Origin of the sequence: Acinetobacter sp. ANC 3832 (assembly GCF_002135415.1) — a bacterium.
Classification (GTDB): domain Bacteria; phylum Pseudomonadota; class Gammaproteobacteria; order Pseudomonadales; family Moraxellaceae; genus Acinetobacter.
In genome coordinates, this window is sequence record NZ_NEGJ01000008.1 from 45746 (window position 1) to 59476 (window position 13731).

The following is a 13731-nucleotide window of genomic DNA, read 5'->3' on the forward strand; positions in this document are numbered from 1 at the left end:
TACTATTTTTAACGCAACATTTATTTGTTCCAATTAACCATTCATGGTTAAACCGCCAGAGACACTGAGTACTTGTCCTGTGATAAAACTGGCGTCATCACTTAGGAAAAAGGCAATCGATGATGCAAGATCATCAGGTTGACCTAAACGCCCCAAAGGAATGGCACGAGTAAAAGCTTCACGGAGTTTTTCAGGATTTGATGCACCTTCTGTCACACCAGCTAATAAAGCGGTATCTGTTGGGCCTGGGCAAATCACATTAATGGTGATGTTGTTACGAGAATGTTCTCTTGCTAAAGTTTTAGAGAAAGATAGTAATCCACCTTTACATGCGGCATATACAGCTTCACCTGAAGAACCCACACGAGCTGCATCAGAAGCAATATTCACAATACGTCCTGCATTACGTGCAACCATGCCTTTCAGTACTGAGTAATGCATATTTAACATGCCGACCAAGTTGATTTGGATCAGCTTTTCCCACTCTTGTGGATTGGTTTTAATGAATGGTTTAAAAATATCCCAACCTGCGTTGTTTACTAAACCATCAATAGGACCAAGCGTACTTTCTATGGTCTGTACAGCCTGTTCAACCACGTCTGCTTGAGTGATATCACATTGCACAGCAATAGCTTGCCCATTTTGGGCTTGAATTTCTTTGGCTAGGTTTTCTGCGGCTTGTAGGTTCATATCAAAAATAGCAACTTTTGCACCTTCTTCTGCTAAGCGTCGACACGTTGCAGAACCAATTCCACCAGCTCCACCAGTAACAATAATGACTTTATCTTTTAATCCTTTCATATTCATTTCCTTGTGATCATTTTAATTTTTGAATCATTGTTCATAAATTTAAATTACATAAAAAGGAAATTAATTTCAATTATCAAATATTATATTTCATTATACGGAATTTTTATTGTTTTCAATATTTAATACTAAATATATGTAATTATTATATTTATTTAAAAAAATATGGATTATTTTGAAATTATTAGTTACATATTCAAAATTAAATTATCTAAATACTCGTGATTTTGATAATTACCAAGTTGATTTTTAAACTCCATAGTGAGAAAACTATAGCTTATAAGTATTAGTTTGATACATATTCCGTATAGCAAAATATAAAAATCAACAATAAGCTAGCTTAAATTCAAAATGATGAAAATTAAATCCCTTTAGTCTGTTCAATTATTTGATAAATTTAAAATTTAATTTCTAGATGACTATGCAATATGTACAGTAAAAAATATCTACAAAAGCCTATTTAAAAAATTATAAGTAAAAATAATATTTGATTAAGATTGAATGCTCTTTCTTCCGATGGGAGAAGGTTAGGATGAGAGAATCTTAAAGATAACGCTCTCCCTAGCCTTCTCCTAAAAAGATAAAAGGAGGAATCTATTGTGAAAAATATTAATTAAAAGCTAATTTATTCGAGAGATTTATTATTCTAAGAGAGGTTTTGAGTTTCATTTAAAAATGAACAAGGATTAATTTCATTTAAAACCAAAAAATGAGTATTACTCCAATTCAATCAGAGCAATACCCTTATTTTTATACACCCATCCTACATATAAGCTTTTCATTTTCTTTAAATAAAATGAAACCCAGCCTATGCAGAATATTTATTTAGCATCAATAAATTAATTACAGAACGCAGCAATACCTGTCTGAGCTCGACCTAAAATCAATGCATGCACATCGTGCGTACCTTCATAGGTATTCACAACTTCAAGGTTGACCAAATGACGTGCAATCCCAAACTCATCACTGATTCCATTTCCACCTAGCATGTCACGTGCAACTCGAGCGATATCTAAAGCCTTACCACAGTTATTACGCTTAATCAGTGAAGTTCCCTCAACTGAAGCAATCCCTTCATCTTTCATGCGTCCAAAACGCAATGCTATTTGTAGACCTAAAGCAATTTCAGTTTGCATATCAGCAAGTTTCTTTTGAATTAATTGATTGGCTGCCAATGGACGCCCGAATTGCTTGCGATCCATCGTGTATTGATGTGCTGTATGCCAACAAAATTCTGCTGCACCCATTGCGCCCCAAGCGATACCATAACGTGCACTGTTTAAACACGTGAATGGTCCTCGTAAACCTCGGATTTCTGGAAATGCATTTTCTTCAGGAACAAAAACATTATCCATCACTATTTCACCTGTGATTGATGCACGTAAACCAACTTTGCCGTGAATAGCAGGCGCTGAAATTCCTTCCCAACCTTTTTCTAAGATAAAGCCACGAATCTCACCAACATTGCCTTCCGCAGAAACTTCTTTCCCCCATACCACAAATACATCAGCAATTGGACTGTTGGTAATCCACATTTTTGCACCACTTAGACGATAACCACCCTCTACTTTTTTAGCGCGAGTAATCATACTTCCTGGGTCTGAACCATGATCAGGCTCAGTTAAGCCAAAGCATCCAATATTTTCACCTGAAGCAAGTTTGGGTAAATATTTTTGTTTTTGCTCTTCTGAACCAAATTCATTAATGGGCACCATCACCAATGAACTTTGTACACTAGCCATTGAACGGTAACCTGAATCTACACGCTCAACTTCCCGAGCAATCAAACCATAACTGACATAATTTAGACCTGCACCGCCATATTGCTCTGGAATAGTTGGACCCAGTAGACCTAACTCACCCATCTCACGAAAAATAGACGCATCAGTTTTCTCATGGCGGAATTGCTCAAGTACGCGTGGCATCAGCTTATCTTGACTATAAGCATAGGCTGCATCACGAATCATGCGTTCTTCTTCAGTCAATTGCTTTTCAATTAGAAATGGATCTTGCCAGTTAAATTTTGCAGGTTTCATTGATATATCCTTCATCTATTTAAATATTATTCAACTTTAAACATCTTACATATGTATGAATAACGCCTTTAATTTTCTCCTAGAAGAGAAATTTAAGGTTTTATGTAAGAAGTCTTTTATAATCTATTTATGCTGTCGCAGCTTTAATCATGTCACGTGCAATAATGATTTGCTGAATTTGTGTTGTTCCTTCATACAAACGGAATAAACGTACATCACGATAAAAACGTTCTATTGAGTATTCACTGATATAGCCTGCACCACCATGAATTTGCAAGCAGCGATCTGCAACACGACCACACATTTCTGTGGCAAACATTTTTGAACAAGATGCTTCTGTACTAATATTTTCGCCCAAATCACGACGCCGTGCAGCATCAATTACCATACATTTTGATGCATAAATTTCAGCTTTTGAATCCGCAAGCATCGCTTGAATCAATTGAAAATTGGCAATAGGTTGACCAAATTGTTTGCGCTCAATTGCATAATTTAAAGCATCATCCAACATTCTCTCTGCCATCCCCACACTATAAGCAGCAATATGTAGACGACCTTTATCTAATACTTTCATGGCTGTCTTAAAGCCCACACCTTCCACACCACCAATTAACTGGTCTTTATGAACATGACATTGATCAAAAATAACATCACAGGTGTACGAACCTTTCTGTCCCATTTTTTTGTCAATCTTACCCAATGATAAACCTGCTGTACCTGCTTCCACTAAAAAAGCCGATATTCCAGAAGCACCTTTAATCTCAGGATTGGTTCGAGCCATCACAGTAAATGTAGATGCTCGTGGTGCATTGGTAATAAAGCGTTTTGTACCATTGAGAATATAATAATCACCATCTTTAACTGCTGAAGTTTTTAATGATGCAGCATCTGAACCAGAATCAGGTTCAGTTAAACAAAATGATCCTATAATTTCTCCACTTGCATAGCCTGGTAAATATTTTTGTTTTTGCTCATCCGTACCATCAATAATAATTCCACTCGAACCGATTCCATTATTTGTTCCAATTAATGAACGGAAAGCAGCTGAGGTTTGTCCGAGTTCCAATGCAACCAAAACTTCTTCTTCCATGGTAATACCTAAACCACCATATTCCTCTGGGATGGTTAAACCGAATAGTCCTAAATCTTTCATCTGCTGCACAATATGGTCAGGAATTGCATCGGTTTCATCAACTTCATGTTCTAAAGGGCGTAATTCTTTTTGAACAAAATCATGAATGGTCGATAAAAGTTGCTTCAGCATTTGCTCATCACGAATCATTATTTTCTCCTATTCCTTATAGAGGATTCAGATTTTCCTTGTTGAATTTCTTTTTAACTACTTTTAATTTCGTTATACGAAATACATTACCAATATTAAAAAATCAAAACAAGAATTAAATGTAAATTTTTATGGAATATCTCCTATTACAAGCAATTCAACTAATTTAATCACTGAAATAGATTGAATATGAATTAAATTTACTCTAATTTATATTAAAAATTTATTTTGCTATACGGAATTTTATAAAATGCATCTACCCGCAGTTGTTCAAGTTGATTATTCCATTCCTGCTGTTGCTGTGATCACGATTAATCGTCCAGAAGCAAAAAATGCACTGAATACAGAGGTACGAAAATCCCTAGCAGAAGCTTTTGAGCTTCAAATTGAAAATAATGATATCCATGCCATAGTAATTACTGGTGGCGAAGAAGTATTTGCAGCAGGCGCAGATTTGAAAGAATTGGCTCAAGCCAACTCAATGGAAGTGTATTTACGTCGCGCTGAACGATATTGGCAAACCATTGCAAACTGCCCTAAACCTGTTATTGCTGCGGTGAATGGTTTTGCGTTGGGTGGTGGATGTGAACTTGCCATGCATGCCGACATTATTATTGCAGGAAAAAGTGCACAATTCGGTCAACCTGAAATTAAAGTGGGCGTGATGCCAGGTGCAGGTGGAACACAACGCTTGGTACGCGCAGTCGGTAAATTTAATGCCATGCGTATGATTATGACGGGGTGTTTAGTTTCCGCCGAAGAAGCTTTTAATATGGGATTGGTTTCTCAAGTCACTGAAGATGCTGAAACACTCACAACCGCTTTTAAAATGGCGCAACAAATTTCTAAACTCCCCCGCATTGCCCTTGAACAAATTAAAGAAACAATATTACTAAGTGAAGATGTTCCATTAAATGCAGGTCTAGCTTTAGAGCGTAAATCATTTCAATTACTTTTTGACACTCAAGATCAAAAAGAAGGAATGTCTGCATTTTTAGAAAAACGCAAACCACTTTATCAAGGCAAGTAATTCAATGCTTAATTCGAGAGGTTTAACATCAAGCTTTCTTGTTTCTCATTTGAAGAGAAAAATAAAGAGGTCGTTAGCAGTTTTGCTAGATATCTTATAAAAAAATGAAGAAAACGGATGCAAAATATCTCATAAACAAGTTTAAAAATTGTAAAAATATAGGATGATAATATGGATAAGGAAATACAAAAAATTGGCATTATTGGCGCAGGTATTATGGGTACAGGGATTGCGCAAATTGCAATCCAATCTCAACATGATGTTTATTTATATGATACCCAATATGTTGCTGTACAAAATGCACAGTCTAGGCTTCATGACACATTCAACAGATTAGTCTCTAAACAAAAAATAACTGAAATTCAAATGAATGACGCTTTAGCATATTTACATATTGTTGAAAATATTGAAGAACTACAACAATGTGATTTGGTAATTGAAGCAATTGTTGAAAAATTAGAATCCAAACAAGCAGTCATGCGACAACTGGAAAGTATTGTGAGTGAAAGTACGATTTTAGCATCAAACACCTCTTCACTTTCAATCACAGCCATTGCAGCAGAATGTAAGCATCCTGAACGTATCGTTGGCTATCATTTCTTTAATCCTGTTCCTTTAATGAAAGTTGTTGAGGTCATTCAAGGTTTGCGTACTGAGTCAAATATTATAGATCGGTTAATAACACTTACACAAAAAATGGGACATCGTCCAGTTCGCACCAAAGATACGCCCGGCTTTATTATTAATCATGCAGGGCGAGCTTATGGAACAGAAGCACTGAAAATTTTAAGTGAGAATGTCACAACAATTGAAGAGATTGATGACATTTTAAAAGGCACTTTAGGCTTTAAGATGGGACCTTTTGAACTGTTAGATCTGACTGGATTGGATGTTTCCCACCCAGTGATGGAGTCTATTTATTATCAATATTATCAAGAACCTCGTTATCGTCCAAATGTACTCACGCAACAAATGTTGGTTGGGAAAAAACTCGGCAAAAAGACAAGTGAAGGTTTTTATCGCTACATTGATCAACAAAAACAAATATCGACTGTCGAATCAAAAATACTGACAGATTCTCCTCCAATGACTCAGGTTTGGTTATCGACTCACTTTGATGAAGACAAACAGCAACTGGAAAAATATTTAAGTTCCAAAAATATTACAGTAGAAAAAAATCACAAACCAAGTTCCGATGCACTCATTCTCATTGCAAGTTATGGTGAAGATGCAACACATAGTGCAATCCGTTTAAACGTCAATCCTGAACATGTAGTTTGTATTGATATGCTGAGTGGTTTTCAACAATGCCGCACCTTGATGCCAAGTCTGATTACTCAGCAACAATATATTGATGCTGTGCAAATCATTTTTACAGAACCTGATGTTAAAACACATGTCATTGAAGAAAGTGTCGGATTTATTGCACAGCGCGTACTCGCAATGGTGGTTAATTTAGCGTGTGATATTGCACAACAAAAAATTGCCACGGTAGATGATATCAATGCAGCAGTAAAACTCGGACTCGGCTATCCGTATGGCCCAATTGAATGGGGTGATGTCATTGGTCGTGAAAAAATATTGCTAACTTTAGAACACATGCTTGCAATTACAGGTGATCCTCGTTATCGCCCAAGCCCTTGGTTGCAAAGACGTTGCAAGCTCAACCTATCACTCACCCATCATTAATATTTAAATTTCAGCACAATATATTTACTTATTTCAAGGAAAGAACAATGAATGCTTATATTTATGATGGTTTACGCACTCCTATTGGTCGTCATGCAGTTAGCTTAGCCAGTATTCGCCCAGATAATTTAGCTGCACATGTCATTAAAGCCTTAGTTGAAAAAACAGGTATAGATGCAAATGATATTGAAGAAGTTATTTTGGGGAATACCAATCAAGCAGGTGAAGATTGTCGAAATGTGGCACGTAATGCCTTACTCGTTTCACAGCTACCCGTTACTGTCGCAGCACAAACAGTGAATCGTTTATGTGCAAGTGGTTTAGCTGCTGTAATTGATGCTGCTCGTGCCATACATTGTGGTGAGGGCGATCTTTATATTGCGGGAGGTGTAGAAAGCATGTCCCGTGCACCTTTTGTTTTAGCCAAAGCTGAGTCTGCCTATAGCCGTGAAGCCAAAATTTTTGATACCACCATTGGTACACGCTTCCCCAATCCAGAACTTATCAAGTTGTATGGTAATGACTCTATGCCTGAAACAGGTGATCATGTTGCAGAGGCTTTTGGAATTAGTCGGGAACAGTCTGATGTTTTTGCTGCAGCATCTCAAGCAAAGTATGAAACTGCCAAGCAAGCAGGCTTTTTTAATGATGAAATTATTGCTGTAGAAATATCACAAGGGCGTAAAGCACCAGTAAAAATTATTCATAAGGATGAGCACCCTCGCCCTTTATCAAATTTTGAAGCCTTGCAAAAACTCAAACCTCTTTTTGAAGGTGGTGTTGTTACCGCAGGCAATGCTTCCGGTATCAATGACGGTGCTGCTGCTTTGTTGATTGGTAATGAAATGATTCAAGAAAAATATGGGCTTCAACCTTTGGCCAAGATTTTAGCATCCGCATCTTCTGGCATCGAACCTCGAATTATGGGTGCAGGTCCAATTAAAGCCATTCAAAAAGCATTAAAAAGAGCACATTTAACATTAGATGACATGGATATAATTGAAATTAATGAAGCTTTTGCACCACAAGTATTGTCTTGTTTAAAAGGTTTAGATATCACATTTAATGATCCACGTGTCAATCCGAATGGTGGTGCAATTGCTATTGGACATCCTTTAGGTTGCTCAGGTGCTCGTCTTGCGTTAACAACGGCACGTGAATTAAAGCGTCGTAAAAAGAAATATGCTGTTGTGAGTTTATGTATTGGGGTCGGTCAAGGGCTCGCAATGATTATTGAAAATACAGCAGTTTGATATCTTCACAAGTTTTGAAACGTAGAACTTCTCATTAAAAATGGCTGAAAAGTTTTGTATAGCGAAATATAATTGGTATCATGCCACACGTTTAAATCAATTTAGTATAGGGATAGTATGGATCTAAACACAGATAATGTGACTCAAGAGCAAGCTGAAAAAAAAGTCAATTTTGATGAAATTCGTTTAGATCCAATTTCACATATTCACCGTGAAAATAATCCACAATTTATTGCATCATTAGCGCGCGGTTTAGAAATTTTACGTTGTTTTTCAGCATCAAGCCAGGTTTTGGGTAATCAAGAATTATCACAACTCACTGGATTACCGAAACCGACAATTGCTCGCATTACCAATACTTTAGTATCTTTGGGTTATTTAAAACAATTGCCTAATTCAACTAAATATACTTTAGATACAGGTGTTTTGGCCTTAGGGTATGCTGCACTTTCTAATATTTCAGCACGGATTCACGCCCGTCCATTAATGGAAGAAATGTCAAAAGCAGTGCAAGCACCTGTTGCAATGGCAACACGTGATCGTTTAAATATGGTTTATTTAGATGTGGTGCAGGCTGAGTCTAATTTGACGATGCGTCGTCCAGTCGGCTCAACGATTCCACTACATAATACAGCTATGGGCCGTGCTTGCTTAGCTGCAATTCCTGAAAGTGAACGTCATTTTATTATGGAAGCATTAGAAAAACGTCATAAAAATGATTGGCCAATGATTAAACGTGGCTTAGAACGTGCTTTTCATGATTATCAAAAATATGGTTATTGCTTGTCTTTAAGCGAATGGCATAAAGAAGTGAATTCTGTAGCTGTACCAATGATTCACCCTTTACATGGCTTATTGGTTTTTAACTGTGGCGCACCCAGTTATTTGGTGAATCAAGAAAAGTTAGAGAATGAAATTGGCCCACGTTTAATTCATATGGTTCAAAATATTCAAGACTCATTAAATTCTTTATAAAATAATAAGTTAAAGCTGAGCTTAGACTCAGCTTTAATTTAATGACAAAATATTTTAAGATAAGCAAATAATTCACATAATAATAAATAATGACTTTGTTTTTCTTCTTTTAAGAAGAAATCAAAAAGGTCTCATGAAAGAAATCTATTATTAAAAAACTATTCTTTTAAAGTAATGGCAATACTGATGGAATAATGTCATGAATGGTTTTGCCTTGACAGGTTTCACCCAATGCCGACATTTTCCATGCACCATTATGACGATAAACTTTTGCAATAATTAACGCAGTATAATTCCCCTTCGCTGATAAATTATACTTTGCAATTTCAGTATTAGTTGTAGAGTCAACCAAGCGGCAGAATGAGTTCTCTACTTTTTCAAAAGTTTGGCCTCTAAAACTACTAATAGTGAAAACAATTGATTTCACATTGCTGGGTACTTGAGTCAGGTCTACATGAATCACTTCATCATCACCATCACCTGCGCCAGTACGATTATCGCCTGAATGCCAAATACTACCATCTTTACTGCGCAATTGGCCAAACCAAATTGCATCTAAAGGCTGATTATTTTCATCAAAAACAATAGCAGATGCATCTAGATCGATTGAACTATCACCCCCACCAAACATTCCAAAAAGACCACCGCTTTTAGCGACATCCCATCCTGCACCAAGAAATATTTTCGTTAATGATGAACCATCACCTTTTTCTAAAGATATTTTCTGACCTTTAACTAAACTAATACCCATTTTTTTTCCTTAGTTTGAACTTGAATTATTACGACCCAATGCTGTCGCTAACCACTGTAAATAGCTTCCCCGATTTCTTGAACACACAATAACCTTGCCATGCCCACGAAACTTAATCACTAAGCCTTCACCACTAGTTAGACTATTAAAAATATTTCCAACGAAACCCCTGCTTCCAGAGCTAGGAATACCAACATTATAATTGAGTGAAGCATCCCATCCTGCGACATGTCCATTATCAATCGTGACTTCACCTTGTTCGGGTGTAATGTCTAATTCTAATAATGTTCCACATCCAGAAATACAAACTTTGCCTTGTCCACTGGTTTCCATAATGACAAAACCACCCGTTCCACCAAAAAGAGCACCGCCAATATTGCTTTGAACTTTTGCATTGATAGACGTTCCATCTGTCGCAGCAACAAAAGAACCATCAGATAAAATGTACTGCCGTTGACCAATCTCTAAAATTTGCATATCACCATCAAGATTAGGGGACAATAAACATTCCCCATCACCCGCAGTGGCTTTTATTTGTTGCTGAAATAATGACTCACCCGATGTAAATCTACGCATAAAGGATTGAAAAATACCGCCACGTAATTTCCCGCCCACTTCAAGATTTTGTTCCATCATCACCATTGCATCAGATTCGCAATAAATTGACTCACCTTTCTTTAAACTGACATGCAAGAAAGGTTCAGGGCTACCTACTAAATTAAATTCAGCCATCTCTATTATCCTCTGATGATATTTTTACTTTTTGCTTCTTTTAGCCACAGTGGAAATTCTTGAAGCAATAAATCATATAACTGTGCTTCTGGCATGCTTTGGATATTATCCATTTCAAAAAAATTACAGTTATCAACCACACGTCCATCCATAGTATCTAACTGTTTCAACACACCATAATTGTGTCCACCAATGCCAACAAATTGCCAAAAAATAGGCTGACTAGAAGCATGTTTTAAAATTTGTTTGATCTTCTTCGTTTCAGAAACACCACCATCAGAAATAAAGACCACATAAACAGGCAATTCTGATGCACTTTCTTGGGTGAAATATTTCAAAACAGCGTCTAATACTGCAGGTTCATTATTAAATCGTGCACCTGCATTCCACTTTGTATAACCACCACTTTCAGTATTAATATAATTATTTAAATTATTTAAACTGACATCTTTTAACCGTAATGATTTTTCAGCAAAAGCCCAACACTCAAAACTTCCATCATCATCAAAACTCACCGCTAATGGCATAATACGATCAATTACCTTTTGTACATCACCATTTTTATATTGATTATTCATTGAACCTGAATAATCCAAAATAAGTGCAACTCTTGCTTTAATATTCAGTAAATTATTTTTTTCTAAACTAATTAGTGATTTTTTTGTGAGATCAACTAAATGTGGTGCAGATTTTTCTATTTTATCTAAAACAATTTTTTTCTTTAAATCAATACTAGAAACAGCTGTTACTACAAGCGTAGGCTCTGAAGATATTTGTTCTGTAACATCTCCACCAAAATGTTCAACTAAAGCTTTTAATCCACCATTAAAACCTTGACCAATCGCAGCAATACGCCAAGCATTATTTTTAAAGTAGATTTCAGTCAACATAACCGCTTTTTCTTGACTAAAATTAGATGCGTTGAGCTGATAAGAAGCTAACACTTGATCTGAATGATTAATTAAATCAATTTGGGCACGTTGAATATCACGCATTGTAGAATGCTCATTTCCAACCGTGGCGCATATAACAAACCGTGGCGTTTGTATTGGATTTATTTGACTTAAATCAAAACTAAAGACACTCACACTTCCCTGTGAACTATATTGTAATTCACCTTTTGGAGTCTGTGGTTGGTTATAAAAAGTCATGTAATCATCATGAAAAAGCTGATCATTTGGAGCAATACCAAAACTGGAAACATCAACATCAAAAGTCGCATCAAATTGAATTCGCAGTCCAAATTTTGTATCGCTATTAATCAATTGATTCAGTGCTAATTTTTGCCCAGAAATAAGTTGCATGTGCTGTTCTCAAATTTTAGTACTTGAAAATAATTATTTGTAAAATCTAGATCTATCAATGATTCTGAATCATTTTCAAGTACTAAAAGATTACTCTTTTAGTACTCTTAATCTTAACCAGTGATCTTTACAAATAGTCTCTGTAAATCACTTTTACTTCTCATTAAAAAGAAGTCTTATATTAAACAGCGACACCGTAGCTTGCTGCTAAAGCACCAAGACCACCGCTGAAGCCTTGACCAACGGCTTTAAATTTCCACTCGCCACTATGACGATATAATTCACCAAAGATCATCGCAACCTCAGTGCTACCATCTTCAGATAAATCAAAACGTGCTAACTCTTCAGCATTTGCATCTTGGTTAATCACTCGGATATATGCTTTATCAACCATACCGAAGTTTTGACCATTTTGTTGTCCTTCATGAATGGTGACTGCAAAAATAATTTTTGCAACATCAGCAGGAACTTTACCTAAATCTACAGAAATAGTTTCATCATCACCATCGCCATCACCTGTACGGTTGTCACCATTGTGAGTTACAGAACCGCATGGTGATACTTTTTGATTGAAGAAAATAAAACCACCATCAACCAAAACTTTACCATTTTCACCTGTTAAAAATGCAACAGCATCTAAATCAAAAGCTTTACCATCAGTCACACGAGGATTCCATCCTAAACCTAAATCCACCTTGTTCATGGTTGGTGCAGTTTTAGAAAGGTTGATGTTACCGCCTTTTGATAAATTAATAGCCATGTTTTAATTTCCTTTTTCAGTTGTCGATTCAGTTAATTCTTGCTTTTTACTATATGAAATAGATGACATTACAGCCCAAACGATGAATGCTACACCAATTAAACCTGTCACTACTTCTGGTACATGAAGCCCTGTTCCACTCGCCAACATAATGAAGGCCAATGCACCAATGGCATAATGTGCGCCATGTTCTAAATATACATAGGCATCCAATGTACCTTTTTCAACTAGGTACACTGTCATTGAGCGTACAAATATTGCGCCAATGGCTAAGCCAAGCATAATAATGACAACATCACTGGTAATTGCAAAAGCACCAATAACACCATCAAAACTAAAAGATGCATCTAATACTTCTAAATATAAGAAACCACCAATACCACCTTTAACAATAGTTCCTGTGACTGGTGCACCATTAGATTTCTCTGTTTGTTCTTCATCTTCATCATTCGTGCCACCTTCCAGTAAGTGTCCAATGACTTGCACACCGACATAGACTACGATTCCCCAAATACCTGCCATCGTCACAACTAAACGTGACGCTTCAGATACAAAGCTTGCCATAACCAATAATGCAACCAATGAAATGAATACTGAGATGGCTTGAATGCTACCTAAATCAGCCAATTTTTTTTCTAGCCAATGAAACCAATGTTCATCTTTTTCATCATCAAATAAGAAATTGAGGAACACAAGTAACAAGAACATGCCACCAAATGCAGCAATTTCTGCATGATGCGCCATTAATTTTTCAGAATAACTTTTAGGATCATTCAATGCCAATTTAGCAACTTCAATCATGCCCATATCGGCGGTAACACCAACGATAAGTAATGGGAAAATTAATCGCATACCAAATACAGCGATAACAATACCAACAGTTAAAAACAATGTACGCCAAAAATGATTCCAATGCTTTAATACCGAAGCATTGACTACTGCATTATCAAAGGATAATGAAATTTCCATAACTGCCAAAATAGCAGTAATGGTCAATGCTTTCAGCATTGTCATTAGACCTGCTTCAGGCCCGTGGCTAAATCCCCAATATGCTGAAATAGCTAAGCAAATAATAGAAAATATAATTGAAAAACGAAAATGTTTCATTAAAT

General features: G+C 36.3%; 12 protein-coding genes. 4 read left to right on the forward strand and 8 right to left on the reverse strand.

The genetic code is table 11. The annotated features are described in order from the left end of the window. Positions 1 to 33: 33 nt before the first annotated feature. The 3 genes from badH to B9T35_RS11705 form a co-directional block, all read right to left on the reverse strand. Positions 34 to 801, reverse strand: coding sequence for a 2-hydroxycyclohexanecarboxyl-CoA dehydrogenase (gene badH / locus B9T35_RS11695; RefSeq protein ID WP_086191289.1), 768 nt, complete (start codon positions 799 to 801; stop codon positions 34 to 36). A gap of 845 nt (positions 802 to 1646) precedes the next feature. Further along, positions 1647 to 2858 carry an acyl-CoA dehydrogenase gene (locus B9T35_RS11700; RefSeq protein WP_086191290.1) on the reverse strand — a complete coding sequence of 404 codons (1212 nt, stop codon included), beginning with the start codon at positions 2856 to 2858 and terminating at the stop codon, positions 1647 to 1649. Between the two features lie 112 nt (positions 2859 to 2970). Further along, positions 2971 to 4125, reverse strand: a complete 1155-nt coding sequence (locus tag B9T35_RS11705; protein WP_086191291.1) for an acyl-CoA dehydrogenase family protein — start codon at positions 4123 to 4125, stop codon at positions 2971 to 2973. Between the two features lie 250 nt (positions 4126 to 4375). On the opposite strand from B9T35_RS11705, the gene B9T35_RS11710 reads away from it, so the two are divergent. The 4 genes from B9T35_RS11710 to B9T35_RS11725 all read left to right on the forward strand — a co-directional run bounded on the left by B9T35_RS11710 (position 4376) and on the right by B9T35_RS11725 (position 9072). Next, entirely contained in the window at positions 4376 to 5155 is a 780-nt protein-coding gene (locus tag B9T35_RS11710; RefSeq protein ID WP_086191292.1) for an enoyl-CoA hydratase, read from the forward strand. Positions 5156 to 5326: 171 nt separating this feature from the next. Next, positions 5327 to 6844, forward strand: coding sequence for a 3-hydroxyacyl-CoA dehydrogenase (locus B9T35_RS11715; RefSeq protein ID WP_086191293.1), 1518 nt, complete (start codon positions 5327 to 5329; stop codon positions 6842 to 6844). 47 nt (positions 6845 to 6891) lie between these two features. After that, entirely contained in the window at positions 6892 to 8097 is a 1206-nt protein-coding gene (locus B9T35_RS11720; protein ID WP_086191294.1) for a 3-oxoadipyl-CoA thiolase, read from the forward strand. A 117-nt stretch (positions 8098 to 8214) separates the two neighbouring features. Continuing rightward, complete coding sequence (locus B9T35_RS11725; protein ID WP_086191295.1) at positions 8215 to 9072, forward strand: IclR family transcriptional regulator; 858 nt, start codon at positions 8215 to 8217, stop codon at positions 9070 to 9072. Positions 9073 to 9238: 166 nt separating this feature from the next. Here B9T35_RS11725 and B9T35_RS11730 read toward each other — a convergent pair whose 3' ends face one another. From B9T35_RS11730 to B9T35_RS11750, 5 genes are all read right to left on the reverse strand, one after another. Further along, positions 9239 to 9823 carry a TerD family protein gene (locus B9T35_RS11730; RefSeq protein WP_086191296.1) on the reverse strand — a complete coding sequence of 195 codons (585 nt, stop codon included), beginning with the start codon at positions 9821 to 9823 and terminating at the stop codon, positions 9239 to 9241. A gap of 9 nt (positions 9824 to 9832) precedes the next feature. Beyond that, positions 9833 to 10555: a TIGR00266 family protein gene (locus B9T35_RS11735; protein ID WP_086191297.1), complete on the reverse strand. Its 723-nt coding sequence runs from the start codon at positions 10553 to 10555 to the stop codon at positions 9833 to 9835. 5 nt (positions 10556 to 10560) lie between these two features. Next, the gene (locus tag B9T35_RS11740; RefSeq protein WP_086191298.1) at positions 10561 to 11859 is read right to left on the reverse strand and encodes a vWA domain-containing protein; all 1299 of its coding nucleotides are present in this window, start codon (positions 11857 to 11859) and stop codon (positions 10561 to 10563) included. 181 nt (positions 11860 to 12040) lie between these two features. Further along, on the reverse strand, positions 12041 to 12619 hold the full coding sequence (locus tag B9T35_RS11745; RefSeq protein WP_086191299.1) for a TerD family protein: 579 nt from the start codon (positions 12617 to 12619) through the stop codon (positions 12041 to 12043). 3 nt (positions 12620 to 12622) lie between these two features. Next, positions 12623 to 13726: a DUF475 domain-containing protein gene (locus B9T35_RS11750; protein WP_086191300.1), complete on the reverse strand. Its 1104-nt coding sequence runs from the start codon at positions 13724 to 13726 to the stop codon at positions 12623 to 12625. Positions 13727 to 13731 lie beyond the last annotated feature (5 nt).

What these genes read in the sequence shown, in the direction of transcription:
- badH (WP_086191289.1), bottom strand. Translation starts at nt 801, where the DNA reads ATGAAAGGATTAAAAGATAAAGTCATTATTGTTACTGGTGGAGCTGGT.
- B9T35_RS11700 (WP_086191290.1), bottom strand. Translation starts at nt 2,858, where the DNA reads ATGAAGGATATATCAATGAAACCTGCAAAATTTAACTGGCAAGATCCA.
- B9T35_RS11705 (WP_086191291.1), bottom strand. Translation starts at nt 4,125, where the DNA reads ATGATTCGTGATGAGCAAATGCTGAAGCAACTTTTATCGACCATTCAT.
- B9T35_RS11710 (WP_086191292.1), top strand. Translation starts at nt 4,376, where the DNA reads ATGCATCTACCCGCAGTTGTTCAAGTTGATTATTCCATTCCTGCTGTT.
- B9T35_RS11715 (WP_086191293.1), top strand. Translation starts at nt 5,327, where the DNA reads ATGGATAAGGAAATACAAAAAATTGGCATTATTGGCGCAGGTATTATG.
- B9T35_RS11720 (WP_086191294.1), top strand. Translation starts at nt 6,892, where the DNA reads ATGAATGCTTATATTTATGATGGTTTACGCACTCCTATTGGTCGTCAT.
- B9T35_RS11725 (WP_086191295.1), top strand. Translation starts at nt 8,215, where the DNA reads ATGGATCTAAACACAGATAATGTGACTCAAGAGCAAGCTGAAAAAAAA.
- B9T35_RS11730 (WP_086191296.1), bottom strand. Translation starts at nt 9,823, where the DNA reads ATGGGTATTAGTTTAGTTAAAGGTCAGAAAATATCTTTAGAAAAAGGT.
- B9T35_RS11735 (WP_086191297.1), bottom strand. Translation starts at nt 10,555, where the DNA reads ATGGCTGAATTTAATTTAGTAGGTAGCCCTGAACCTTTCTTGCATGTC.
- B9T35_RS11740 (WP_086191298.1), bottom strand. Translation starts at nt 11,859, where the DNA reads ATGCAACTTATTTCTGGGCAAAAATTAGCACTGAATCAATTGATTAAT.
- B9T35_RS11745 (WP_086191299.1), bottom strand. Translation starts at nt 12,619, where the DNA reads ATGGCTATTAATTTATCAAAAGGCGGTAACATCAACCTTTCTAAAACT.
- B9T35_RS11750 (WP_086191300.1), bottom strand. Translation starts at nt 13,726, where the DNA reads ATGAAACATTTTCGTTTTTCAATTATATTTTCTATTATTTGCTTAGCT.